This is a genomic window from Variovorax sp. OK212 (assembly GCF_900112425.1).
Classification (GTDB): Bacteria; Pseudomonadota; Gammaproteobacteria; order Burkholderiales; family Burkholderiaceae_C; genus Variovorax.
The window spans coordinates 119,688-143,960 of sequence record NZ_FOLP01000005.1 but is presented as its reverse complement, the minus strand read 5'-3'; the positions used below and the strand labels follow the sequence as shown (position 1 = coordinate 143,960).

Annotated in this window: 19 protein-coding genes; 10 read left to right on the top strand and 9 right to left on the bottom strand. The window is 68.4% G+C overall.

Annotation, left to right across the window (positions count from 1 at the left end):
- Positions 1-5 precede the first annotated feature (5 nt).
- The 4 genes from BM004_RS17195 to BM004_RS17180 form a co-directional block, all read right to left on the bottom strand.
- Positions 6-1,556: a polyamine aminopropyltransferase gene (locus tag BM004_RS17195; RefSeq protein ID WP_093215205.1), complete on the bottom strand. Its 1,551-nt coding sequence runs from the start codon at positions 1,554-1,556 to the stop codon at positions 6-8.
- 100 nt (positions 1,557-1,656) lie between these two features.
- Positions 1,657-1,875 carry a DUF350 domain-containing protein gene (locus BM004_RS17190; protein WP_093128864.1) on the bottom strand — a complete coding sequence of 73 codons (219 nt, stop codon included), beginning with the start codon at positions 1,873-1,875 and terminating at the stop codon, positions 1,657-1,659.
- Between the two features lie 69 nt (positions 1,876-1,944).
- Positions 1,945-3,426, bottom strand: coding sequence for a DUF4178 domain-containing protein (locus BM004_RS17185; RefSeq protein WP_093215203.1), 1,482 nt, complete (start codon positions 3,424-3,426; stop codon positions 1,945-1,947).
- 124 nt (positions 3,427-3,550) lie between these two features.
- Positions 3,551-4,600 (bottom strand): SPFH domain-containing protein, encoded by a 1,050-nt coding sequence (locus BM004_RS17180; protein ID WP_093128862.1) that lies wholly within the window; start codon positions 4,598-4,600, stop codon positions 3,551-3,553.
- A gap of 189 nt (positions 4,601-4,789) precedes the next feature.
- Between BM004_RS17180 and BM004_RS17175 the strand changes: the two genes are divergently transcribed.
- From BM004_RS17175 to BM004_RS41995, 4 genes are all read left to right on the top strand, one after another.
- Positions 4,790-7,147: an NADP-dependent malic enzyme gene (locus tag BM004_RS17175; RefSeq protein ID WP_093128861.1), complete on the top strand. Its 2,358-nt coding sequence runs from the start codon at positions 4,790-4,792 to the stop codon at positions 7,145-7,147.
- Between the two features lie 183 nt (positions 7,148-7,330).
- Positions 7,331-7,744 (top strand): guanyl-specific ribonuclease, encoded by a 414-nt coding sequence (locus tag BM004_RS17170; protein WP_093128860.1) that lies wholly within the window; start codon positions 7,331-7,333, stop codon positions 7,742-7,744.
- 50 nt (positions 7,745-7,794) lie between these two features.
- On the top strand, positions 7,795-8,220 hold the full coding sequence (locus BM004_RS17165) for a barstar family protein (RefSeq protein ID WP_093129139.1): 426 nt from the start codon (positions 7,795-7,797) through the stop codon (positions 8,218-8,220).
- Between the two features lie 77 nt (positions 8,221-8,297).
- On the top strand, positions 8,298-8,444 hold the full coding sequence (locus BM004_RS41995) for a hypothetical protein (protein WP_177206518.1): 147 nt from the start codon (positions 8,298-8,300) through the stop codon (positions 8,442-8,444).
- An 86-nt stretch (positions 8,445-8,530) separates the two neighbouring features.
- On the opposite strand, the gene rsmA is transcribed toward BM004_RS41995, so the two are convergent.
- Genes rsmA through BM004_RS17150 form a run of 3 tightly spaced genes read right to left on the bottom strand, consistent with a single transcriptional unit; the run spans position 8,531 to position 13,324 of the window.
- Positions 8,531-9,295, bottom strand: a complete 765-nt coding sequence (rsmA, locus tag BM004_RS17160; protein WP_093215200.1) for a 16S rRNA (adenine(1518)-N(6)/adenine(1519)-N(6))-dimethyltransferase RsmA — start codon at positions 9,293-9,295, stop codon at positions 8,531-8,533.
- A 7-nt stretch (positions 9,296-9,302) separates the two neighbouring features.
- On the bottom strand, positions 9,303-10,712 hold the full coding sequence (locus BM004_RS17155; RefSeq protein WP_093215198.1) for a peptidylprolyl isomerase: 1,410 nt from the start codon (positions 10,710-10,712) through the stop codon (positions 9,303-9,305).
- A gap of 23 nt (positions 10,713-10,735) precedes the next feature.
- Positions 10,736-13,324: an LPS-assembly protein LptD gene (locus BM004_RS17150; protein ID WP_093128857.1), complete on the bottom strand. Its 2,589-nt coding sequence runs from the start codon at positions 13,322-13,324 to the stop codon at positions 10,736-10,738.
- Between the two features lie 240 nt (positions 13,325-13,564).
- On the opposite strand from BM004_RS17150, the gene BM004_RS17145 reads away from it, so the two are divergent.
- The 6 genes from BM004_RS17145 (at position 13,565) to BM004_RS17120 (ending at position 21,809) form a co-directional block, all read left to right on the top strand.
- Complete coding sequence (locus BM004_RS17145; protein WP_093215195.1) at positions 13,565-14,707, top strand: aminoglycoside phosphotransferase family protein; 1,143 nt, start codon at positions 13,565-13,567, stop codon at positions 14,705-14,707.
- 70 nt (positions 14,708-14,777) lie between these two features.
- Positions 14,778-15,497, top strand: coding sequence for a 16S rRNA (uracil(1498)-N(3))-methyltransferase (locus BM004_RS17140; protein WP_093215192.1), 720 nt, complete (start codon positions 14,778-14,780; stop codon positions 15,495-15,497).
- A 145-nt stretch (positions 15,498-15,642) separates the two neighbouring features.
- Positions 15,643-17,013 carry a M20/M25/M40 family metallo-hydrolase gene (locus BM004_RS17135; protein ID WP_093215190.1) on the top strand — a complete coding sequence of 457 codons (1,371 nt, stop codon included), beginning with the start codon at positions 15,643-15,645 and terminating at the stop codon, positions 17,011-17,013.
- A 101-nt stretch (positions 17,014-17,114) separates the two neighbouring features.
- On the top strand, positions 17,115-17,576 hold the full coding sequence (locus BM004_RS17130; protein WP_218152702.1) for a YidB family protein: 462 nt from the start codon (positions 17,115-17,117) through the stop codon (positions 17,574-17,576).
- 142 nt (positions 17,577-17,718) lie between these two features.
- Positions 17,719-20,655 carry a DUF4132 domain-containing protein gene (locus tag BM004_RS17125; protein ID WP_093215188.1) on the top strand — a complete coding sequence of 979 codons (2,937 nt, stop codon included), beginning with the start codon at positions 17,719-17,721 and terminating at the stop codon, positions 20,653-20,655.
- Positions 20,652-21,809, top strand: coding sequence for an MFS transporter (locus BM004_RS17120; RefSeq protein ID WP_093215185.1), 1,158 nt, complete (start codon positions 20,652-20,654; stop codon positions 21,807-21,809). Before BM004_RS17125 ends, BM004_RS17120 begins: the two co-directional genes overlap by 4 nt.
- Here the strand turns inward: BM004_RS17120 and BM004_RS17115 are convergent.
- Both BM004_RS17115 and BM004_RS17110 read right to left on the bottom strand, forming a co-directional pair.
- Complete coding sequence (locus BM004_RS17115; protein WP_093215183.1) at positions 21,806-22,675, bottom strand: alpha/beta hydrolase; 870 nt, start codon at positions 22,673-22,675, stop codon at positions 21,806-21,808. The two genes, BM004_RS17120 and BM004_RS17115, sit on opposite strands and share 4 nt — an antisense overlap.
- Positions 22,672-24,183 (bottom strand): M20 family metallopeptidase, encoded by a 1,512-nt coding sequence (locus BM004_RS17110; RefSeq protein ID WP_093128849.1) that lies wholly within the window; start codon positions 24,181-24,183, stop codon positions 22,672-22,674. Before BM004_RS17110 ends, BM004_RS17115 begins: the two co-directional genes overlap by 4 nt.
- Between the last annotated feature and the right edge of the window lie 90 nt (positions 24,184-24,273).

The window sequence follows — 24,273 nt, the reverse complement described above, 5'->3', positions numbered from 1 at the left end:
GGAGGCTAGTGCGCCATCACCTTGCCCCACTCCTGTTCGTAAGTGGTGACAAGGGTCTGGTTGGACAGCCGGTTCACTTCGGCCGGCACGCGCGCCATGTCGAGCGGGAAGTCGAACATCAGCGGCAGCGTGGAAGGCGACAGGAAGCGCAGGCCCGAGGGCAGCGCGTCGGGCATGCGGTACGGCCGGCGGCTCGCGATGATGTAGCCCCACTCGCCGAAGCTGGGCACGTGCGCGTGGTACGGCGTTGCCGTGAGGCCGACCGACTCGATGGTGGCCGCCACGGTCCAGTAGCTCTTGCGCGCCACCAGCGGCGAGGTGGTCTGGATCACGGCGTAGCCGCTGGCCGACAGGCGCTTCTCGAGCAGGGAATAGAAGCTGTTGGTGTAGAGCTTGCCGATGGCGAAGTTGGTCGGGTCCGGAAAGTCGACCACGATCACGTCGAACATGTCGCCGGGCTGCTGCAGCCACTGGAAGGCGTCGGTGTTGACGATCTTCACCTTGGGCGACGACAGCGAATGGCCGTTGAGCGCGGCCAGGGTCTCGTGCGTGGTGAAGAGCTGGGTCATGTTCGGGTCGAGCTCCACCAGCGTGACCGACTCGACCGACGGGTACTTGAGGATCTCGCGCACCGCCATGCCGTCGCCGCCGCCGAGCACGGCGACCTTCTTCGGCGCGCCTTGCGCGGCCATCACGGGGTGCACCAGCGCCTCGTGGTAGCGGTACTCGTCGCGCTCGGCGAACTGCAGGTTGCCGTTCAGGAACAGGCGGTGGCCCAGCAGGCCGCGCGTGACCACGATGCGCTGGTAGGGCGAGGTGGCGCTGAAGACGATGCGGTCCTGGTAGAACTTGTCCTCGGCCAGCGTGGTGATGTGGTCGGCCCACACGAAGGCCGCGACCAGCGCGGCCAGCGCCAGGAAGCAGGCCATGGCGTGCGCGCCGACGCGGCGCAACTCATGGCGGAACAGCCACAGCGCCCACACGGCCACGGCCGCGTTCATGAAGCCGAACAGCAGGCCGGTGCGGATCATGCCGAGCTGCGGCACCAGGATCAGCGGGAACGCCACCGACACCGCGAGCGCGCCGAGGTAGTCGAAGGTGAGCACCTGCGACACCAGGTTCTTCAGCACGATGTTGCGCTTGAGGATGCGCATGACCAGCGGGATCTCCAGGCCCACCAGCGTGCCCACCACCATCACCAGGCCGTACAGCAGCAGGCGGAAGGCGCTGGGCACGTAGGCGTTGGCCAGGAACAGGATGGCCGGCAGCGCGCCGCCGATGAGCGCCACCATCAGCTCGATGCGCAGGAAGTGCGCGGGCAGCTGGCGGTCGAAATAGCGCGACAGCCACGAGCCGACGCCCATGGCGAACAGGTAGGTGCCGATGATGGTGCTGAACTGCAGCACCGAGTCGCCGAGCAGGTAGCTGCTCAGCGCGGCCGCGCTCAGTTCGTAGACCAGGCCGCAGGCCGCGACCACGAAGACGCTGGCGAGCAGCGCGATCTCTACGGGTTGCGGCCCCTTGGGCGGCAACGCCGTGCTGTTTGGAATGTCCATGGATCAGGCGGTCGCCGCCAAGCCGCCCCGAGGCGGCCCGCGCCTCCCCCGCGGGGGATGGCGAACGACACGAAGCGAAGCGAGGGGCAAGGCCGGCAGGCTAGTGGATCGCCGCGGCAACGATGATGCTGATGCCCAGGCTCATCGCCGCGACGACGAGGCCCAGCGCGACGTTCTGCTTCTCGACGATCTCGCCCCACAGGTCATAGGGGGTGATCTTGTCGATGATCAGGAAGCAGAGCCAGAAGATGATCACGCCGATCAGCGCGTACACGAGCGATCCGAGGACCACGCCCGGTTTCAGCCATTCAAATCCCATGGGGACCTCCAGTCGTAGTAATGAGAGACATCGCGAAAAACGTGACGCCTGCGGTGGACATCTTCGCCGTCATTTGTGGCCGCCGCCACTCGAGTAACCGCCATACGAACCGCCCGAGCTGCGCGAGCCGCCCGACGAGCCGCCGCTGCAGGTGCTCAGGATGATCAGCACGATGATGATCACCACGACGATCAGGATGATGGTGCCGCAGCCCATGCCCGAGGCGGCGCTCACGGGCAGCGCGTCGCCGCGCTTGAACATGTCCTTCTTGGTGTCCAGCTTGAAGGCGGTGGCCACGGCGCCGCTGTCGATCTTGCTGCCCGACGACCAGGTGAGCTCGTTGGCCGAGCGCTCCATGGACAGCAGCGCGCCGCCGCTGGCGAAGTCGCGGTTGAAGGTCTTCTGCCCGCGCTCGACCTGCCAGTAGAACTCGCCCGCCACGTAGGTGGTCTCGGCGTTGTAGGCGTACTGCTGCTGGTAGCGCTTGCTGAGGTAGGTGGCACTGCTGCCGTTCTCGGCCATCACCGGCGCGCCGGTGGTCGGCTTGACCATGCTCCAGCCGTCCTCGGCGTCCACCAGGAAGCTGAAGCCGCGCTTCTTGTTGAAGAGCAGGTACTCGTCCCAGCCGAACATCTCGTCGTCGCCGGGCTCGCTGCCCATGCGGTGCTGGAAGCCGACCACCTGCCACTGCACGCCCTGCAGCTGGCCCATGCTGCCCAGCGCGATGAGCGGGCGTACGGGCTCGTTCTGCGTGGCGTGCTTGAGCTCGCCGCCGATGCCCTGCGACAGGTCGATGATGCTGCTGCACGAGCGGCAGGTGATGGTCTTGCTGTCGGCCAGGTTGACGGTGACCGGCGAGCCGCAGTTGGGGCAGTTGAAGCTGCGGCCCTTCTCGTCCTTGGCGGATTCGTCGCGCAGGCCGGTGAGCTGCAGGTCGTCCAGCTGCACCGAGCGGCCCAGGTAGGCCGTGGGCGGCGCGGTGCCGTAGTCCAGGCTGAGCACCAGCCCCTTGTCGTTGCGCAGCTCGACCATGGCGAACGACTTGCCCAGCTCGGGCAGATGCGGCAGTTCGCCCTGCGCCGAGGTCAGCGCGACCTGCTCGTTCGAGGTGACGGTGTAGCTCTGCCCGGCGAAGGCGGTGGTGGCGCCCACGCGCAACTCGTTCCACGGCGGCGCGGCGCGCTGGATGTCGAAGGGCAGCGCGAACACGTAGGCGCCGTTGTCCTCGCTGAGCACGCCGGTGCGGTCCGCGTCGAGCGCGGCGATCCACTCGGTCCAGCGACCGCCCGGGTAGGTGTACTGCAGCCGGCCGATCAGCGTGAACGGCTTGTCCTGGATGCGGCCGGCGGCGAACAGCTGCAGCGGGCTGAAGTCGTCGAACAGCTCGGCCATCTTGCCGGTGCGCGCGAGCGTCTCGCCCTGGCGCACGACGGTGCTCTGGCAGTACGGGCAGACCGCGTGGGTCGATTGCGCCGAACGGAATTCGACGGGCGCGCCGCAGCCGGGGCAGGGCGCGCGGTAGTAGCGTTGGTTGCCGGTTTCCTCAGCCATGGTGCGCTGCGGAAAAAACGACGAACGAAGCGGGGGACACCGTTGAGCCGGCTAAGCCGGGCCGCCGGTATCGCCCCCTGCCAGGGGGGAGGAGGAGCGACACGAAGCGCGCGAAGCCTGGGGGTTAGACCAGCTTCTTGAGCAGCTCAACCTTCTTGGCGTCGAACTCTTCCTGCGTGAGGATGCCCTTGGTCTTGAGCTCGCCGAGCTTCTCGAGCGTGGTCATCACGTCGGTGGGGCTCACCACGGCCACGGCCGGTTGCTGCTGCGTGGCGGCGGCCTGCGCGGCCACGTTGGGGCTGAGGCCCTGCGCGAGGTTCTGCGCCAGCACCTGGCCCAGCGCCACGCCGGCGCCCAGGCCCATGGCGTCGCCGGCAATGCCGCCGCCGCCCGCCGCGCCTTCGGCGAACTTGGGGATCGCCTGCGCCGTCTGGTACTGCATGAACTTGCCCATGTCGTTGCCGACCATGCCCATGCCGATCTTCTGGTCGAGGATCTTCTGCAGTTCTTCGGGCAGCGAGACGTTCTGGACCGTGATGTTCTCGAGCTTGATGCCGATCTTCTCGAACTCGGGCACCAGCTGGGCGGCGAGCGCCTGCGCGAACTGGATCTGGTTGGCCGCGAGGTCGAGGAAGGGCACGCCGCTGGACGCGATGGCGTTGCTGATGTTCTGCAGCACCAGGCCGCGCAGCTGGCCGTCGAGGTCGGCCACGCTGTAGATGTCGCGCGTGCCCGAGATTTCGGTGTGGAACAGCTTGGCGTCGCCGATGCGGAAGCTGTAGTTGCCGAAGGCCCGCAGGCGCACGGCGCCGAAGTCTTTGTCGCGAATGGTGATCGGCTGGGGCGTGCCCCACTTCTGGTCGACCTGCTGGCGCGTGCTGAAGAAGTAGACGTCGCTCTTGAAGGGGGACTCGAAGAGCTTGTCCCAGTTCTTCAGGTACGTGAGCACGGGCAGCGTCTGCGTCGTGAGCTTGTACATGCCGGGGCCGAACACGTCGGCGACCTTGCCTTCGTTGACGAAGACGGCCACCTGGGATTCGCGAACGGTGAGCGAGGCGCCGTTCTGGATTTCCATCTCCGCCATCGGGAAACGCCAGGCCAGCGTGCCATCGCCGGTCTCCGTCCACTGGATGATGTCGATGAACTGTTTCTTGATGAAATCCATCAGCGCCATGGTCGCTCCTCTCGAGGTTTTTTCAGGTTTTGTCCGAACTGTGCATATTGCCACAGCGACTTGACGCCGGGCCCGTGCTTTTAGTCATGCTCGACCCCACCATGCGGCGTATGGCCTCTGCGCAAGGCCTTCCGAGCGAGGTCTACAATCGGCGCCCCCAGAAGAAGCGCCACCAGGAGCTACAGGCACATGTCCGATTCGACCCCCTCGACCCCCTCGACGTCCTCGACTCCCACGCCCGAAGACAAACGCGCCGAACTGCGCCGTGCCGCCCTCGAGTACCACGAGTTTCCCGTCCCCGGCAAGATCGCCATCGCGGCGACCAAGCAGATGGTCAACCAGCGCGACCTGTCGCTGGCCTACTCGCCCGGCGTGGCCGCGCCCTGCGAGGAAATCGTCAAGGACCCGGCCAACGCGTTCAAGTACACCTCGCGCGGCAACCTGGTCGGCGTGATCAGCAACGGCACCGCCGTGCTGGGCCTGGGCGACATCGGCCCGCTGGCCTCCAAGCCGGTGATGGAAGGCAAGGGCGTCCTGTTCAAGAAGTTCGCGGGCGTCGACGTGTTCGACATCGAGATCGACGAGAAGGACCCCGCCAAGCTGGTGGAAATCATCGCGTCGCTGGAGCCGACCTTCGGCGCCATCAACCTGGAAGACATCAAGGCACCGGACTGCTTCTACGTGGAGCGCGAGCTGCGCAAGCGCATGAAGATCCCGGTGTTCCACGACGACCAGCACGGCACGGCCATCACCGTGGCGGCGGCCATGGTCAACGGCCTGAAGGTGGCGGGCAAGAACATCGCCGAGGTCAAGCTCGTGACCTCGGGCGCGGGCGCCGCGGCCCTGGCTTGCCTGAACCTGCTGCTGAAGGTGGGCCTGAAGCGTGAAAACGTGTTCGTCACCGACCTGGCCGGCGTGGTCTACGAAGGCCGCGAAGAGCTGATGGACGACGACAAGCGCGCCTACATGCAGAAGACCGACATGCGCAAGCTGTCGGAAGTGATCGTCGGCGCCGACGTGTTCCTGGGCCTGTCCGCCGGCGGCGTGCTGAAGGCCGACATGGTCGCCAAGATGGCGGCCAAGCCGGTGATCTTCGCGCTGGCCAACCCGAACCCCGAGATCGCGCCCGAAGACGCCCACGCGGTGCGCGACGACGTGATCATGGCCACCGGCCGCACCGACTACCCGAACCAGGTCAACAACGTCCTGTGCTTCCCGTACATCTTCCGCGGCGCGCTCGACTCGGGCGCGACCACGATCACCGACGAGATGGAAATCGCGGCGGTGCACGCCATTGCCGACCTGGCGCAAGCCGAGCAGAGCGAGCGCGTGGCCGCTGCCTACGTCGGTGAAAAGCTGTCCTTCGGCCCCGAATACCTGATTCCGAAGCCCTTCGACCCGCGCCTGATGATGAAGATCGCGCCGGCCGTGGCCAAGGCGGCCGAGGAAAGCGGCGTGGCGCAGCGTCCGATCAAGGACATGGACGCCTACCGCGACAAGCTGCAGAGCTTCGTCTACGCCTCGGGCACCACGATGAAGCCGATCTTCGAGACGGCCCGCCGCGCCGCCAAGAAGCGCGTGGCGTACTGCGAGGGCGAGGAAGAGCGCGTGCTGCGCGCCGCGCAGATCGTGGTCGACGAAGGCCTGGCGCGCCCGACGCTGATCGGCCGCCCGGCCATCATCGCCCAGCGCATCGAGAAGTTCGGCCTGCGCCTGAAGGAAGAACTCGACTACGACATCGTCAACGTCGAGCAGGACCACCGCTACCGCGACTTCTGGCAGACCTATCACCGCATGACCGAGCGCAAGGGCATCACCGCCCAGGTCGCGAAGATCGAGATGCGCCGCCGCCTCACGCTGATCGGCGCGATGCTGCTGCACAAGGACGAGGTGGACGGCATGATCTGCGGCACCTGGGGCACCACGCTGATCCACCTGCACTACATCGACCAGGTGATCGGCAAGCGCCCCGGCGGCTGCGAAAGCACGCCGCAGGACGTGCCGGTGTACGCCTGCATGAACGGCCTGCTGCTGCCCGACCGCCAGGTGTTCCTGGTCGACACGCACGTCAACTACGACCCCTCGCCCGAGGAACTGGCCGAGATCACGACGATGGCGGCCGAGGAAATGATGCGTTTCGGCCTGAAGCCGAAGGCCGCGCTGCTGTCGCACTCGAACTTCGGCACCAGCAACGAGCCCAGCGCCATCAAGATGCGCAAGACCCTCGAACTGCTGCGCATACAGGCGCCCTGGCTCGAGGTGGACGGCGAAATGCACGGCGACGTGGCGCTCGACAGCAAGCAGCGCGCGGTCGTCATGCCGCACAGCGCACTGGCCGGCGACGCCAACCTGTTGGTATTCCCGAACATCGACGCGGCCAACATTTCGTACAACCTGCTCAAGACGGCGGCAGGCGGCAACATCGCGATCGGCCCGGTTCTGCTCGGCGCGGCCAAACCTGTGCACATTCTCACGGCCAGTGCCACTGTTCGACGCATCGTCAACATGACAGCCTTGACAGTGGCTGACGCAAACGCCGAAAGATAGGCCCTTCGGCGAGAGTGGCCGCCAACTTAAAGCGCCACTCGAAGCCCCTGCGACTGCTCAAACTTTGGGCAGTCGCTTGCTATTTTCGCCAGCGTGGTGCACACTCGCGGGCTTGAATTTGCGGGTTAACCCCGAGGTTGATCGCCGATTCGGAACCCCCGCTCTTTTCTCTTGTGGTGCCCCATGGCGGCTTACGCCTCGATCACGTCCTCTGTCACAAAGTTTGCGCTCACCGGCCTGATGCTGGCGGCGTTGACGACCGGGGCCGAGGCCCGCGGATGGTTCGGCACCGGGAAAACGTCCAACGAAGGAACGATTGCACTGTCCGAATTGCCGGTTCAGGGCCAGCGAACCTATCGAGCCATCCTCGACGGTGGCCCCTTCCGGTACGACAAGGACGGCTCGGTTTTCGGCAATCGCGAACGTATCTTGCCGCCGGCCCGGCGTGGCCACTACCGCGAGTACACGGTGACGACACCGGGCTCGCGCAATCGTGGTGCACAACGGATCGTTTGCGGCGGTGAACAACGCACCACGCCCGAGGCCTGCTGGTACACGGCAGACCATTACGCGAGTTTCAGACGGATTGCGCCATGAGCGATGAAAACGACCTGAGCGGCGCCCCGAAGCGCCCCGAAGAAATGATGATGACTATGGAAAGACCAGCGGAGATGACTTTATCCCTTCGTGCCGTACGCCCGAACATCGTGCAATCGATCCGCGCGTTCCGCGTGAACGACCTGCAGGACGCTGCCAACGCAGCCGGCCAGCACTTCCTGTACGCCAACCTGGGCAACGCCCAGACCAAACAGGACGTGCTCGACCTGATTGCGCAGCAGTTCACGTTCCCGTCCCATTTCGGGAAGAATTTCGACGCGCTGTACGACTGCATGACGGACCCGTTGCATAAATCGGGCCCGCAGCCTGGTTTCGTCATCGTCCTGGAACAGATTCCGGCCAACGCCAAGTTCGACAAGGAAGCGCGCGAGCAACTGCTCGACATCTTCCGCGACGCCTCGGACTACTGGGGCGACCGCAAGGTCCCGTTCCGGTGCTTCTATTCTTTTCTGTAGCCCGTTCTGCATCTACCAGCCAAGCAGAACGGGCGAACGAGGCTCAGCCGAAAGCTGAAACCCTCGACGGCATCGAAGTGAACAACACCAACGCAGCAGCAGCTACCGCCAGCACCGAGCCGGCAGGCGAAAAGATGCCGACCGACAAACTGGTCGACGTGTCGCCGCTGGCACTGCGCATGAGCAGCCCCTTCAACGCGGGTTACTGGCTCGCCGCCGCCTGAGCACCATCAGGCAACGCCCGTTGCGAGCGGTTCTTCGAACGAGTTCGCAACCCCCATGAAAAAAGCCCGTCTGTGACGGGCTTTTTTCATGGGGCGACGGATTGTGCCAACGCGACATATTCGTCGACGGGCACTTCCTCGGCCCGCCGCTGGGTGTCGAAATCACCCGAGAAGCCGTGCTCCTGCAGCCACTTGCCCAGCGTGTGGCGCAGCAGCTTGCGCCGCTGGCTGAAGGCAACCTGCACAATTTCGCCCAGCCGCGCGGCATCGACGGCCGGCGGCGTGGCCAGCGGCACCATGCGAACCACGGCGCTGTCCACGCGCGGCGGCGGATCGAAGCTCTCGGGCGGCACGAACAACACGTTTTCCATGTCGTAGCGCCACTGCAGCATCACGCTCAGCCGGCTGTAGTCCGACGTGGCGGGCTTGGCCACCATGCGGTCGATCACCTCTTTCTGCAGCATGAAATGCTGATCGGCCACGAGATGGGCGCAGTCCAGCAGGTGAAAGAGGATGGGCGTGGAGATGTTGTAGGGCAGGTTGCCGACCACGCGCAGCGGCTTGCCGGGGAAGCGTCCGGCCACCTCGGCGAAGTCGACCTTGAGCACGTCGGACTCGATGACGTCGAGCTGCGGATGGTCGCGCAGGCGCTTGGCCAGGTCGCGGTCGAGCTCGATCACGGTGAGCCGGCCGAGCCGCTCGACCAGCGGCTGCGTGAGCGCCGCGAGCCCTGGGCCGATCTCGACCATGGCGTCGCCGGGCTGCGGGGCGATCTCCCGCACGATCGCATCGATGATCCCGCCGTCGGACAGGAAATGCTGTCCGAACCGCTTCCGGGCGATATGTGCCATCAGGGAATCAGGACTGCGGTGGTTCGCGGTACTCGACGTACGCGCGGGCACGCACTTCCTGCACCCAGGTGCTGAAGGCTTCCTCGATGCGCTGTTCACGCAGCGCGGCACGCGCGGCTTCGCGCTGCTCGCCCTGGCTGAGCTTGGCATCGCGGCGGCCGACCACCTGGATCAGGTGCACGCCGAAGCGCGACACCACCGGATCGCTGATCTGGCCCGGCGTAAGCCGGTCCATGGCCTCCTCGAACTCGGGCACGAACTGGCCGGGGCGCGACCAGCCGAGGTCGCCGCCGGCCTTGGCGCTCGCATCCTGCGAGTTGTCACGGGCCAGCCCGGCGAAATCGGCGGTGCCGGCCTGCACGCGGCGCTTGAATTCCGCCAGCTGCGCGACCGCCTGCGCGGTGGTGCGCTTGGGATCGTTCAGCAGCAGGATGTGGCGCACCTGCGTCTGCGTGACGGTGGCATCGCCCGAACCGATCTGCGCCTTGGCCAGCACCTTGAACACGTGGAAGCCGGCGCTGGAGCGCACCGGACCCGCGATGCCGTTGACGGCCGTCGATTGCGTCGCCTCGACGAACAGCGAGGGGTAGCGGTCGGCGCTGCGCATGCCGATGGCGCCGCCGTTGGCGCGGTCGGGCGAATCGGAGTTGTCCTGCACCAGCTTGGCGAAATCTTCGCCGGAACGGGCGCGCTGGGCCAGGCCCTGCGCCTTCTGCTGCGCGGTGGCGATCTGGGCGTCGGTGGCGTTCTCGGGCACGGCGACCAGGATCTGCGCCAGGTTGAGGTTTTCCAGCGCGACGTTCTTGACGGCCTGGTTGCGCTGGTCGCGCAGGTACTCGTCGGCCTCGGCATCGCTGATCTTGACCTTGGCCTCGACTTCGCGGTCACGCAGGCGCGTGAGCAGCAGCTGGTCGCGCAGGTCGTTGCGGAATTCCTTCAGCGAGATGCCTTCGGCGGCCACGCGGCGGCGCAGCTCGGTCATGCTGATCTCGTTCTGGCGCGCCACGGTCTGCTCGGCCTGGTCGATCGCCACGTCGTCGACCTTGATGCCGCCTTCCTTGGCGAGCTGGAGCTGCGCACGCTCGGTGATCAGGCGATCGAGCACGAGCCGCGTGAGTTCATTGCGGGGCACGCGCTCGGCGTCGGGGTTTTCCTTCACCAGGCGCGCCACGCGGGTCAGCACCTCGGTGTTGGTGATCGGCTCGGAGTTGACCAGGGCGACGATGAACTCGGCCGAGCGCTGCACAGGCGCCGCGGCAGGCGCGGCCGCGGGGGGGCGCGCCGCCGGCGGGCCGAGGCGCGGACCGGCGCGCATGATGTCCGTGATGCCGCTGCCAGAGCGGAAGCCCTGCGCACCCGCCGTTGCAGCCATTGCCGCAAGGCAACCGAGGGTGATGATGGAACGGATGTGTTTCATGGCTCTGGGCTCTGTCGATCGACTCAGTCGTAATTGGTGAAGCGGCTCGGCGCCTCGCCGGGTTGGCGCAGGGGTTCGTAGCGCTGGATGTTCTGCCGCAGGGCCTGCATCGGGCTCGAGCCGATGCTGGAGAACCCGACGAATTCGAGCTGGAACATGATGCGGGTGTTCGCCGTGACCTGGCCCGTGGTGATGCGCTGCAGCACCACGCGGCCGATCCAGCAGCAGCCGTCGTACTCGAAGCCCAGCACGCCGTCGGTGAGCTTCTTGTCCTGCAGACTGTAGTTCAGGCGGCCGACCGCATACCAGCGTCCGCCGCCCTGACCCTTGCCGGGACCGAGGTTCTTGCCCTTGTCGCCCCACAGGTCGTTGACGGGCCATTGCCAGCCCACGTCGATGGACTTGTTGCCGTCGGTCGCCGTCGGGGTCGTGGGCGCCTGGTAGCGGAAGGCCGCGCTCAGGTTGTGGTACGGCTCGGGGTTGTAGCGCGCGCTGATGGCCGAGCGCTCCGAGCGGCGGGTGTCGGGGTTGTACTGCACGACCGTGTCCAGGCTCCACTTGGGCGTCCAGTTGATCTGGGCGCCCACCAGCAGGTCGCTGGCGCGGTCGGTGACAGGCGTGCCGCCGGGCAGCGTGACCTTCTGGTCGCTGAAGCGCAGACGCTGCGCGATGCCGAAGCGCGCCGCCTCGACGCCGGTGGCCGGATCGATCAGGCGCGAGGTCACGCCGAGCGTGAGTGCGTTGGTGTCCGACACGCGGTCGCCGCCCGAGAACGCGTTCTCGGTGTAGATGGTCGCAAAGCTGAAGTCGTTGGCCGCCGAATCGTAGTTCGGCAGCATGCTCTGGTTGCGGTACGGCGTGTAGACGTAGTACGCGCGCGGCTCCAGCGTCTGGCGGAAGGCGCGGCCGAAGTAACTGGCGTCGCGCTCGAAGATCAGGCCGCTGTCCAGGCTGAAGGTCGGCACCGTCCGGTTGCTGGAGGTCGGGAAGAAATACAGCGAATTCGGGTTGTAGGGAATGCCGCCGACGTACTGCACGCCGTTGATCGTCAGCTTCGGAATGTCCGCCTGCGGCACGTAGTAGTTGTACGAGGCCGCGTTCAGCATCAGCTTGGGAATGACGAACGTGCTTGGCGTGATGAACGGGCGGCTGATCGAGGCAACCGCCGATGCGCGATCGCCGTCGGGCTGCGACTGTTGATTGATGTCGAAACCTGGCTGGCCGCTCAGGATCGTGTTGACCCGGAAACGCGTGTAGTCCAGGTTCAGCGACACGTCGAAACCGTGCCAGTCGTACTTGCTGTAGTTGGCCGTGATCTGCGGCATCCGGTCGTACGCGGGAACGATCGGCGACAGGTTGTATTGCAGGTTCTGGTACTTCAGCGCACGGATGCTGCCGCTCCAGTCACCCTTGACCCAGCTGAGCGACGCGTCATTGCCCAACTGGCGCTGCGTGAGCGACGGCGTGCGCGTGAAGTCACGCCAGTAGTCGTTGTCGCTCACCCGGTTGATGGTGATGTTGGCCGCCAGCGAATCCAGGCCCAGCGCCTTGGCGTCGAAATCCTGGTGGTGGGTGAGCCAGAGGCCCCAGCGCTTGCTGCTTCCAGGCGCACTGGTCAGATCCTTGGCCTGGATCTCGCCATTCGCCAGCTGCTGCAGCTGGCTCGTGCGCAGTTCGTTGTAGCGCTGGCCCACGAGCCGGTCGCCGCCCATCAGGTCGAAGCGGACGGTTCCGTTGTATTCCTTCTCGAGGTAACGGAACTCGTTGCTGAAGTTGACGCCGCGCTTGCTCATGACCGTGGGCGTGATCGTGGCGTCGCGGTTGGGCGCGATGTTCCAGTAGTACGGCTGCGCGATCTCGATGCCGTTGACGTTGTCGATGCCGATGGTGGGCGGCAGCAGGCCGCTCTTGCGCTCGTTCGACAGCGGGAAGCTCACGCTGGGGAACGGCGGCGTGGTGATGCCCATGAAGCTCAGGCGCGCATTCTTCGCGACGCCTTCGTCTTCTTCGGTGTCGGTGGTCAGCGTGGCGGCGGTGAGCATCCAGGCCGGCATCCAGCCAGGAAAGTCTTCGCGGCGGCAGGTGGTGTAGGTGGCTTCGCGCGCCACCGACACGTTGGCGTCGACGAAGTCGATGCGCTTGGCCTCGCCGTGCGCTTCGTTCACGAGGAACTGGTAGCGCACGTTGTTGAAGAAGCCCTCGAAGGTCTCGAGCTTGAGCTGCAGCTCGGGGCCTTCGTAGATGTTGCCGCCCTGGTTGACCCGCACGTTGCCCGTGGCCTTGGCCCGGTCGTCGGGCTGGTAGTACTCGAGGCGGTCGGCGGTGATGGACACCGGGCCGCGCCGCAACGTGGCGTTGCCTTCGACCACGGTCTCGAGGTCGGGCCGCCCGGAGATGCGGTCACCGGTGACCAGGCTGGGCATCTGGCCGCGCTCGGCGGGCGTCAGCGTTTCGGTCAGCAGCGGCGTGCGCTTCAGCGTGAGCGGGCCTTCGAGGTTGCCGGCCGGCTGGGCGGACACGCCATGCACATGCATCAGGGCCAGAGACAGCAGGGCGAGCGGCAGCGGCGGGCTGGAGCGCCGCGGGGCGGCACGTCGGACGCGTCGGCTCATCAGGCGTCCCGCCCGGGCGTTCCGAGGGAAGCCGGCGACTCCCCGCGGGAAAGCTGCAGCGAGCGCACAAGGTGCCAAGCGTGAGGGCGTTGGGTCGTAGGCATCGGTTCGGAACGAAGGATCGTCGGGGGGGACGGCGCGGCAGGCCGGCGGGTTGCAGGGGCCGGCAGCAACCCGGCCCGGCCGGAAGCCGGCCGCGAGGGGATGCCGCGCCAGGCGGATTTGTAGAATCGATTATCCATGACAGCACCCCTGCCCCCCGCCTCTTTGGCCCCGAGCCCCGCCGAGACCATTCTCTGGACCGATCCGCAACGCGCCGACGCGTTCCGGGCCTGGCTGGCCGGCCTCGCGCCTGTCCAGGGCCTGCTGCCCGACACCGTGCGCCTCGCCTCGGCCGATGCGAGCTTCCGCCGCTATTTCCGCGTCGACACCACCGACCCCGCGGCCCCCACGCGCATCGTGATGGATGCGCCGCCCGACAAGGAAAACAGCGACCCCTTCGTGCAGGTGGCCCAGCTGATGACCGGCGCCGGCGTGCTGGCCCCCACGGTGCTCGACTGGGACCGCGCCAACGGCTTCCTGCTGCTCGACGACCTCGGCCGCCAGACCATGCTGGACGTGATCGACCCGGCGCGGCCCGACGCGAGCCGCCCGCTCTACGACCAGGCCATCGGCGCGCTGATCAAGTGGCAGCTGGCGTCCAGGCCCGGCGTGCTGCCGCCCTACGACCGCGCGCTGCTCGAGCGCGAGCTGTCGCTGTTCCCCGAGTGGTACATCGGCCGCCACCGCGGCGTCGCCGTCGAAGGCAAGCTGAAGGAGCGGCTGGACCGCAGCTTCAAGCTGATCGTCGACAGCAACCTGGCGTCGCCCAGCGTCTACGTGCACCGCGACTTCATGCCGCGCAACCTGATGGTCGGCAACGGCCAAACTCTCGACGGGCACGGCGGGCACGGCGGGCTCGGCGGGCTCGGTGGACTCGGCGTGCTCGACTTCCAGGACGCCGTCTACGGTCCCATCAGCTACGACATCGCCAGCCTGATGCGCGACGCCTTCCTGAGCTGGGACGAGGAGTTCGTGCTCGACATCACCATCCGCTACTGGACCGCGGCGCGCAAGGCCGGCCTGCCGGTCGACGAGGATTTCGGCGCGTTCTACCGCGCGGTCGAGTGGATGGGCCTGCAGCGGCACCTGAAGGTGGCCGGCATCTTCGCGCGGCTGACGCTGCGCGACGGCAAGCCCAAGTACCTGGCCGACACGCCGCGCTTCATCGCCTACATCCGCGCCACCGCCGGCCGGTACATGGAACTGACGCCGCTGGTGCGCGTGATCGACGAGATCGAAGGCACGTCGGCGCTCACGGGCTTTGCCTACGGCCGGGTCTGAACCAAAAACACCTCTGAAAAACCGCTCATGCGCACGTCACACGTGCGCACGTCGCTACTGAATTGATAGCATGCCCCGTTTTCACTGCTCCGTGCCGCTGACCGCCGGCGCCAGCCTGGCGTTGCCGCCCGGCGCCGCGCGCCACGTCCAGGTGCTGCGCATGCAGCCCGGCGACGCGCTCACGCTGTTCGACGGAGCGGGCGGCGAGTACGCGGCCACGGTCGAGCGCATGGGCCGCAGCGACGTCGCCGTGACCGTCGGCGCGCACCTGCCTGTGGAGCGCGAGGCACCCCGCGCCGTGCACCTCGCGGTCGGCATGCCGGCCAACGAGCGCATGGACTGGCTGGTCGAGAAGGCCACCGAGCTCGGCGTCGCGAGCATCCAGCCGCTGGCCACCGCGCACGGCGTGCTGCGCCTGTCGGGCGAACGCGCCGAGAAGAAACGCGCGCACTGGGAAGCCATTGCCGTCGCGGCCTGCGAGCAGTGCGGGCGCAACCGCGTGCCGGTGATCCACCCGGTGGAGCCGTTCGCCGGTTGGGTCGAGGCGCAGGCCGAGGCCGGCGCGGTGCGCCTCATCCTGAGCCTGGCTGAGGGCACGCGCGGCATCGCCAGCGTGCAGGCGGCGGACAACGCGGGCGCCCTGGTGCTGAGCGGCCCCGAAGGCGGCTTGAGCGGCACCGAGGAGCAGCAGGCCATCGCCCGCGGCTTCGCGCCGGTCACCCTCGGCGCGCGCGTGCTGCGCGCCGAAACCGCGGCACTGGCTGCGCTGGTGTCGCTCGCCGGCCTCTGATTTCGGCCGGATCGGCCAAATCGGGTCAAATCGCTCGGCCAATGGCCGAACTGGGACCGAAAAGGCGGTGTTTTCCGCGACGCGCGCGCGTACAGCATGAGAAACAATCGTTACTTCTTTAAGACAAAAGAAGGACTTTTGCCCCATGCCCCGCTTGCCAGGCGCTCGGCGCCTTGCCCACACGACCTCCGTCGCCCTCGTTCTTGCCGCGCTGTGCACCGCCCAGGGCGCGCTGGCGCAAAGCCCGCCCGTCGCGCCCACGCCCACCCAGGTCAGCCCCGAGGTCGACAGGGCCTACGCGCAGCTGATGGCTTCGCCCGCCATCCAGAAGCTGCTGGACGCGGTCAAGGCCGACCATGAGCGTTCGGTCGAAGACCTGAAGACGCTCACGGAGATCGAGGCGCCGCCCTTCAAGGAGCACAGGCGCGCCGAGGCCTTCCTCGCCCGCATGAAGGCGCTGGGCCTGAGCCACGCCAAGATCGACGCCGAGGGCAACGTGGTCGGCCTGCGCAAGGGCACCGGCGGCGGCCCCCTGCTGGTGGTTTCGGCGCATCTGGACACGGTGTTCCCCGCCGGCACCGACGTGAAGGTCAAGGAGCGCGACGGCAGGCTCTACGCGCCGGGCATCGCCGACGACACGCGCGGGCTTTCCGTGCTGCTGTCGTGGCTCAAGGTGCTCAACGACAACAAGGTGCAGACCGTGGGCGACCTGCTGTTCGTGGGCAACGTCGGCGAGGAAGAGCTCGGCAACCTGCGCGGCATGAAGGCCATCTTCAACGAGCACCTCGACATCGACGGCATGGTCGGCCTGGAGCCTTCGCCGGCTGGCTCGGTGCTGGTGCTCGGCACCGCGAGCCACCGCTATGAGGTCACGTTCCAGGGCCCGGGCGGCCACAGCTTCGGCGCCTTCGGCCTGGTGCCCAGCGCGATCCACGGCATGGGCCGCGCCATTGCGAAGATCGCCGACGTGCGCACGCCGAGCTTCCCCAAGACCACCTTCACCGTGGGCACGGTCGGCGGCGGCACCTCGGTGAACACCATCGCGCCCGACGCGCGCATGGCCATCGACATCCGCTCGGACGACATGGCTTCGCTGCTCGAGGCCGAGAAGAAGATCCTGGCCGCCATCGACGAAGCCGTGGTCGAGGAAAACAAGCGCTGGGGCGTGACCTCGCTGAGCGCCAGCACCAAGCTCATCGGCGACCGGCCCGGCGGGCGCACGCCGGCCGACTCGGTGATCGTGGAGGCCGCCACGCGCGCCAACGCGGCTTTCGGCCACCGGACGCTGCTGCGCGGCGGCAGCACCGACGCCAACGTGCCGATCTCGCTGGGCATCCCGGCCATCATCGTCGGCGGCGGGGGCAAGGCCTCGGGAGCCCATTCGCTCGCCGAGTCCATCGACGTGACAGACGGCTGGAAAGGCGCGCAGAATTCGCTGGTGACGGTGCTCGGTCTGGTGGGGGTGCAAGGGGTCAGCCCCGCACTCCTGCCCAAACGCACAGCGCGTACCAAGTAATTTGTCACGTTGCCAGTCTGAAAGTGGCTGTGCAACTTTCCCCTTAAGGTCCGCGGCATTTAACAATGCTGTCGGTTCTGTCACACACCAAGGAAACGGCCATGGGATTGCTCGATTCGGTACTCGGTCAAGTGCTGGGAGGCGCTGCACAACAGCAGCAGCCGCAAGGCGGAGGGCTCGGGGGGCTGGGCGATCTCGGCGGCCTGGCCGGCGCACTGGGCGGCCTGCTGGCGAACAACGGTGGACAAGGCGGCCTGGGAGGGCTGGTCACCAAGTTCGAGCAAGCAGGCATGGGCGATGTCATCGGCTCGTGGATCGGCAAGGGAGAAAACCAGCCGGTCTCGGGCGACCAGTTGCAGAACGCGCTGGGCGGCGACACCATCGCCGCGATCGCCGCCAAGCTCGGCATCAACGCGCAGACGCTGCTGCCGATGCTCGCCACCATGCTGCCGGCGCTGATCGATCACCTCACGCCGCACGGCCAGGTGCCCGAGCAGGGCGTCGGCAACCACGACGACCTGCTGGGCTCGCTCAGCAGCTTGCTCCAAGGCAAGCAGCCCTGAACGGCTGCAGCCTCTTTCGAGAATTCGGGCGCCCGCGAGGGCGCTTTTTTTTGCCCGTCGTTTTGCACCGCGCCCGGTCCGCCGCGCCGCCCGACGCATTGGCCGACAATGCCGCTCGCATCAATTCGAGGGAGAGCGTGGCATGGCGGTGGGTCGCAAATCGAAGGCGGAGGAAGGTCTGGCGGCGCAGCCCGACGGCACCGTCCGCTGGTCCAAGGGCATGCGCGAGGCGCTCGCGCGGTTCAACGACCGGGCCTGCGGCCATTGCGGCGGCCTGCTGTCCGCCGAGCGCAACCTGGCCGACAGCCTGGACTTCTATCGCCGCCACCGCGCCAGCTTCTACCCGCCACGCGCGGCGCGGCTGCGCATGCTCGAGATGCACGGCGCCGCGGCGGCCGAGCTGTTCTTCGAGCCGTCCCCGCACAAGGAGGCCGTGACCGACCTGCTGGCCATCCACGACGAGGCCGTGGTGCGCTTCTTCGTGACGCAGGTCAAGCAGATCGATTGCAAGAACGCGCTGGCCAAGCAGGCCGCGCGCTGGCCGATGTTCGTGCTGCGCGAGTTGCTCTCGGCCAACCCCGCGCGCCACCAGGCCGGCGCCGCGCTCGTGCTCGAGCTGCTGGCCGCCAACCCCGAATGGCAGGCGCCGCTCGAAGCCGCCTGCGACGACGCCCAGCGCAAGACCCTCGCGCGGCTGCAGGAAGACGGCTCCGACGGCGTGACCGACGCGGCGCCCGAGGCCTGGCCCGCGCTGCTGCGGCACCCGCCGTGGAAGAACCGGCAGGCGCTGCCGGTGGTGCCCACGCTGGCCCTGCAGCCGCTGCAGCAGACCGCGGTGCTGCACTGGAACGACCTGCCGCCGCCGCAGTACGTGCAGGCCACGCAGGGCGCGGCCGAGTCGGCCGACTGGCTGGCGCAGGAGGTGCGCGTCGCGCGGGAGCGCTCCGACGACTGGATACGCGAATTCGCGCGCAAGCAGCCCGCGGCACCGGCGGCGGTGCAACACGGCGACACCGTGCGCAAGGCCTTGTGGATGCTCGGCATGCACGCCGAATGCATCGAGGCGGTGGCGGCCGGGCGCGCCATCACGCCCGGCGACTTCGGCAAACCACCCGCCGAAGCCTGGACCGTCTCCGAATACCTCTGGCAACTGCCCGTGGCGCTGGCCGTCGGCGTGCTCACGCACGGCCCGGCCATGCCGCTCTACGTGGGCGACGCCACGCGCATCCGCCCGATGCTGCGGCACTTCGGCGTGGCCCTGCTGCCGGCGTTGCCGCGCTACCTCCGGCAGGGGTCGCGCGCGATGTTCGAGCTGACCTCGGTCGTCGAGTGGGACCAGCTCGCCGACTGGATCGCCAAGGGCTTCCACACCAACCGCTGGGTGCGCGGCGAGGCCGGCGACTGGCTGGCCCGCTACCCGGACGCCGCCGCGCGCGGACTCATTCCAACCGCCCTGGGCGAACCCGGTGCCGCGCACGAAGCCGCCCAGGCCGCGCTGCGCTGGCTGCATGAAGAAGGCCATGCCGACGCCGTGCGCAGCCAGGCCCTGGCCTACGGCACGGAAGCCGCGCAGGCCGTGGCGCAGCTGCTGGCCATCGCCCCCGAAGACCTGCTGCCCGACGTGCTGCCCGTGCTGCCCAAGGCGTTGCCGCTCGCGGCGCTGCCTCGGCTGGTGCTGAACAACGGCGAAGGCAAGGGCCACGCGCTGCCGCAAGCCTGCGTGCCCGACGTGCTGATGGCGATGATGCTCGGCCGCGCCGACGCGCCCTACCCGGGCCTGCCCGCGTTGCTGGAGACGCTCGCGCCCGATTCGCTCGCCCGCTTCGGCCGGGCCCTGCTGGCTTGGTGGATCGGCAACGGCCGTCCGAGCAAGGAACGCTGGATGTTCACGCTGCAGGGCCGCCTGGGCGACGACGAAACCGCGCGCCAGCTCTACGGCCTGCTGCGCCAGTGGCGCGCCGCGCTCGACCGCGTGCGCGCCTACGACGCGATGGCGATGCTCGGCGACATCGGCAGCGACGCCGCCCTGATGCACCTGGCCGAACTCGCGCGCCAGACCCGCTACGACGACCTGCGCACCCGCGCCGACCGCATGCTCGGCGAGGTGGCCGAGCAGCGCGGCCTGAGCCTCGACCAGTTGGCCGACCGCACCGTGCCCGACCTGGGCCTGGACGCGCGCGCGCGGCTCACGCTCGACTTCGGCCCGCGCAGCTTCGAGGTGCGCATGGACGACCACTTCCAGCCCGTGGTGCACGACGCCAGGGGCAAGCCCCTGAAGACGCTGCCCAAGCCCGGCGCCAACGACGAGCCCGGCAAGGCCGCCACCGCAACCGCCCAACTGCGGGACCTGCGCAAGCTGGCCAAGACCGTCACCACCACGCAGCTCAAGCGGCTCGAAGCGGCCATGTGCGCGCAACGCCGCTGGGGCGCCGGCGAGTTCGTGCCCTTCTTCGCCAACCATCCGGTGCTGCGGGTGTTCAGCCGGCCGCTGGTGTGGGGCTTGTTCGATGCGTCCAACCGGCTCGAAGCCAGCTTCCGCCTCAGCGCAGAAGGCGAGCTGACCGACCTGCACGACGACCCGGTGAAGCTGCCCGGCACCGCGCGCATCGGCCTGCCGCACCCGCTGGAACTCGCGGCGCTCGACCCGTCGCTGGCCGCCGCCTGGGGCGCGGTGCTGGCCGACTACGAAATCATGCAGCCCTTCGAGCAGCTGACGCGCCAGACCTTCGCGCTCGACGAGGCGCTGCGCACGCGCCGCGACCTGCCGCAGTGGGCCGGCCGCCAGGTGTCGAACGCCGGGCTCATGGGCCTGGAGGCGCGCGGCTGGCTGCGCGAGGTGGGCGAGGGCGGCATGGTCGACAGCTTCAACAAGGCGCTGCCCGGCGGGCGGCGCCTGTGCGTGCAGCTGGAGGAAGGCTGGTTCGTGCAGGACATCCCCGACGGCAAGACGCTGCAGACCGTGCGCGCGGTGGCGCTGGACGGCACCGACAAGGCCGGCGGCACGCTGGGCGACATCGCGCCCATCGCCTTCAGCGAGATCGAGCGCGACCTGCAGCGCGTGATCCGGGACGCCGCATGAACCGCAACCTCTGGCTGCTCGCCATCTGCCAGGGCCTGTTCCTCACGAACAACGTCACCTTCATCGCCATCAACGGGCTGGTGGGGCTGGGCATTGCGCCGCACGGCTGGATGGCCACGCTGCCGGTGATGGGCTACGTGGTGGGCGGCGCGCTCACCACCGGCCTGGTGGCGCGCACGCAGCAACGCTTCGGGCGGCGCGGCTCGTTCCAGATCGGGCTGGCGGTGGCGCTGGCCTCGGCGCTGCTGTGCTGCTACGCGGCGGTCACCAGGAACTTCTGGCTGCTGTGCTTCGCCACGGTGGTCGCGGGCTACTACAACGCCAACGCCGGGCTCTACCGCTTCGCCGCGGCCGAGCTGGCGGCGCCGGCGTGGCGCGAAAAGGCGGTGTCGGTGGTGATGGCCGGCGGGCTGATCGGCGCGGTGGCCGGGCCCAACCTCGCGGCGGCCACGCGGCAAGCCTTTGCCGTGCCGTTCGCGGGCGCCTACGTGGCGCTGGCCGCGGTGGCGCTGCTGTCGATGGCCGTGATGCGCTTCATCGAATTCCCGGCTGCCGCCACGCGCAAGGAAGCCGCGGGCGGACGGCCGCTGGGCGAGATCATGCGCCAGCCGGTGTTCATCGTGGCGGCCGCCGCGGGCGCGCTCAGCTACGGCGTGATGAACCTGCTGATGGCCGCCACGCCGATCGCCATGCAAATCTGCAGCCTGCCGTTCTCCGACGCCGCGCTGGTGCTCGAATGGCACGTGATCGGCATGTTCGCGCCGGGCTTCTTCACCGGCCACCTGATCCGCCGCTTCGGCGCGCTGCCGGTGATGGGCGTGGGGCTGGTGCTCAACCTCGGGTGCATCGCCGTGGCGCTGTCGGGCGTGGAGTTGCACCACTTCATCGTGGCGCTGTGCCTGCTGGGCGTGGGCTGGAATTTCCTGTTCACCGGCAGCACCACGCTGTCGCTCACGGCGTACACCGCCGAGGAACGCGACCGCGCGCAGGGCGCGCTCAACTTCTGCGTGTTCGCGACGCTGGCCGTGACCTCGTTCGCGTCGGGCGTGCTGGTGACCACGCAGGGCTGGCGGCTGCTGAACTTCGGCTCGCTGGTGCCGGTGGTGCTGACGGGCGCGGCGCTGCTGTGGCTGGCGCGCAAGCGCGCCATCTAGATCGGGGAGGCCGCCGGGAATCGCCGGTCGAGCCAGCCCCGCAGGGCGGCGAAGACCGGCTCGGCGTCGAGCTCGTTGAAGATCTCGTGGTACAGGGTGTCGAAGCGGTGCGCTTCGACCCTGCCGCCGGGCGCGGCGGCCTCGGCAAAAGCACGGCTGGCGGCCGGCACCACGAGGCGGTCGTCACCCGCGTAAAGCAGCAGGGTCGGCACGGGCCAGGCTGCGGCGCGCTGCAGCACCGTGGCGCCCTCGCTCGCCAGGAAGCGCGCGAGGCGGCTGCCGATGCGGTCGTGCGTGAGCGGATCGTCGCGGTAGGCCTGCACCACGGCCGGATCGTGCGAAAGGTAGTTGTCGTCCAGCCCGTTGCCCACGCGCAGGTTGGGCGCGATGCGCGGCAGCACCGCGAGCAGCGCCTTCTGCAAACCGCTCAGGCCCGGGTCGAGTCCCGGCGACGACAGCACCAGCCCGTCGACCGGCCGCACGCCGCGCGCCACCAGGCTCGCCGCGACCAGCCCGCCGAGGCTGTGGCCGAGCAACACCAGCGGCAGGCCCGGGTTCAGGCGGCGCGCATCGTCGACGACCAGCGCGAGGTCGTCCACCAGCCGCAGTTCGCTCGGCAGGCCGCCGCGCGCGCCGCTCGATTCGCCGTGGCCGTGGTGGTCGTGCGCCCACACGGCAAAGCCCCACTCGTGCAGGCATTCGGCCACCGCGTGGTAGCGGCCCGCGTGCTCGCCGAGCCCGTGCACCACCACGATGGCGGCCCTTGCCGCGCCGGGCGCCGGCAGGCGGCGCAGCGCCAGCGTCTCGCCGTCCGGGGTGGACAGCGACACGCGCTGCGGCAAGGGCAGAGGCTGGGGCTCGCTCAAGCCGCGACAGGCTCCGACGCAGCGGCGCGGTGCGCCACCGGCAGGGCGGCGATCACCTCGGCCACGGCCGCCGTCAGCTTCTTGGCGTAGGGCACATGCAGGAACTCGTTCGGGCCGTGCGCGTTGCTCTTCGGGCCGAGCACGCCGCAGACCATCATCTGGGCCTTGGGGAAGCCGGCGCTGAGCATGTTCATGAGCGGAATGGTGCCGCCCTGGCCGATGTAGCCGCACGACGCGCCGAAGTGCGCCTGCGAAGCCTTGTTGAGCGCGTTCTCGAACCACGGCGTGATGGTCGGCGCGTTCCAGCCGGTGGCGCCGCCGCTGCTCTCGAAGGTCACGCGGGCCTGGTAGGGCGCGTTGTCTTCGAGCAGGGCCTTGAGCTTCTGCACCGTCTCGGCCGCATCGACCAGCGGGGGCAGGCGCAGCGACAGCTTGAACGCGGTGTAGGGGCGCAGCACGTTGCCCGCGTCCTTCAGCGCCGGGAAGCCTTCGGCGCCGGTCACCGACAGCGTGGGCTTCCAGGTGCGGTTGAGCAGCGCTTCCACCGGGTCGGTGGTGGTGGGCAGCGCGAACATGGTCGAGCCGCCGCAGTCGTAGTGCGCCCACGGGAAGCGCTTGTAGACCTCTTCGCCGAGGATCGCGGCGGTGGCCTTGGCCTGCGCCAGCCGGTCGGCCGGCACTTCGCAGTGGAAGCTCGCGGGCAGCAGGCGCCCGGTGGCGCTGTCTTCGAGGCGGTCGAGCACCTGCCGCATGATCCGGAAGCTCGAGGGCACCAGGCCCGAGGCGTCGCCCGAGTGGATGCCTTCGGTCAGCACTTCCACCTTGAGCGTGCCGCTGGCCATGCCGCGCAGCGAGGTGGTGAGCCACAGCTGGTCGTAGTTGCCGGCGCCGGAATCCAGGCAGATCACCAGCTCGACGTTGCCCAGGCGCGGACGCAATGCGTCGACGTAGGGCAGCAGGTCGTAGGAGCCACTTTCCTCGCAGGTCTCGATCAGGCCGACGATGCGCGGGTGCGCCGCGCCCTGGGCCTTGAGCGCCTGCAGCGCGGCGATGCTGGCGTACACCGCATAGCCGTCGTCGGCGCCGCCGCGGCCGTAGAGCAGGCCGTTCTCGTACTTGGGCGTCCAGGGGCCGAGGTCGTTGCGCCAGCCGGTGAACTCGGGCTGCTTGTCGAGGTGGCCGTACATCAGCACGGTCTCGCCCATGTCGGTGCCGGTGGCCGGCACTTCGAAGAACAGCACCGGCGTGCGGCCTTCGAGGCGCACGATTTCCAGCTTCAGGCCTTCGACCTTCTGCGCCTCGACCCAGGCCGCGGCGTTGCGCAGCACGGTCTCCAGGTAGCCGTTGGCCGACCAGTCCTTGTCGAAGCCGGGCGACTTGGCGGGAATGGCGATGTAGTCGGTGAGTTGCTTGACGATGTCGCCGTCCCATCGGGCGGTGACGTCAGACAGGGCGCGCGCGGCGTCGAGCGTGCCGGCGGGCATTTCGCGGTGCAGGGGGGCGTTCATCGGGGGGTTCTCCGCGGGTGGACGAAAAAATGCATTTTGCGCCTTGAGGCGACCGCGCGTAGAGTGCGGGCGATCTCAACCCGGAGGGTC

Bases quoted from the DNA above. Each gene is read 5' to 3' on its own strand.
- BM004_RS17195 (WP_093215205.1), bottom strand. From the start codon at position 1,556: ATGGACATTCCAAACAGCACGGCGTTGCCGCCCAAGGGGCCGCAACCC.
- BM004_RS17190 (WP_093128864.1), bottom strand. From the start codon at position 1,875: ATGGGATTTGAATGGCTGAAACCGGGCGTGGTCCTCGGATCGCTCGTG.
- BM004_RS17185 (WP_093215203.1), bottom strand. From the start codon at position 3,426: ATGGCTGAGGAAACCGGCAACCAACGCTACTACCGCGCGCCCTGCCCC.
- BM004_RS17180 (WP_093128862.1), bottom strand. From the start codon at position 4,600: ATGGCGCTGATGGATTTCATCAAGAAACAGTTCATCGACATCATCCAG.
- BM004_RS17175 (WP_093128861.1), top strand. From the start codon at position 4,790: ATGTCCGATTCGACCCCCTCGACCCCCTCGACGTCCTCGACTCCCACG.
- BM004_RS17170 (WP_093128860.1), top strand. From the start codon at position 7,331: ATGGCGGCTTACGCCTCGATCACGTCCTCTGTCACAAAGTTTGCGCTC.
- BM004_RS17165 (WP_093129139.1), top strand. From the start codon at position 7,795: ATGACTATGGAAAGACCAGCGGAGATGACTTTATCCCTTCGTGCCGTA.
- rsmA (WP_093215200.1), bottom strand. From the start codon at position 9,295: ATGGCACATATCGCCCGGAAGCGGTTCGGACAGCATTTCCTGTCCGAC.
- BM004_RS17155 (WP_093215198.1), bottom strand. From the start codon at position 10,712: ATGAAACACATCCGTTCCATCATCACCCTCGGTTGCCTTGCGGCAATG.
- BM004_RS17150 (WP_093128857.1), bottom strand. From the start codon at position 13,324: ATGAGCCGACGCGTCCGACGTGCCGCCCCGCGGCGCTCCAGCCCGCCG.
- BM004_RS17145 (WP_093215195.1), top strand. From the start codon at position 13,565: ATGACAGCACCCCTGCCCCCCGCCTCTTTGGCCCCGAGCCCCGCCGAG.
- BM004_RS17140 (WP_093215192.1), top strand. From the start codon at position 14,778: ATGCCCCGTTTTCACTGCTCCGTGCCGCTGACCGCCGGCGCCAGCCTG.
- BM004_RS17135 (WP_093215190.1), top strand. From the start codon at position 15,643: ATGCCCCGCTTGCCAGGCGCTCGGCGCCTTGCCCACACGACCTCCGTC.
- BM004_RS17130 (WP_218152702.1), top strand. From the start codon at position 17,115: ATGGGATTGCTCGATTCGGTACTCGGTCAAGTGCTGGGAGGCGCTGCA.
- BM004_RS17125 (WP_093215188.1), top strand. From the start codon at position 17,719: ATGGCGGTGGGTCGCAAATCGAAGGCGGAGGAAGGTCTGGCGGCGCAG.
- BM004_RS17120 (WP_093215185.1), top strand. From the start codon at position 20,652: ATGAACCGCAACCTCTGGCTGCTCGCCATCTGCCAGGGCCTGTTCCTC.
- BM004_RS17110 (WP_093128849.1), bottom strand. From the start codon at position 24,183: ATGAACGCCCCCCTGCACCGCGAAATGCCCGCCGGCACGCTCGACGCC.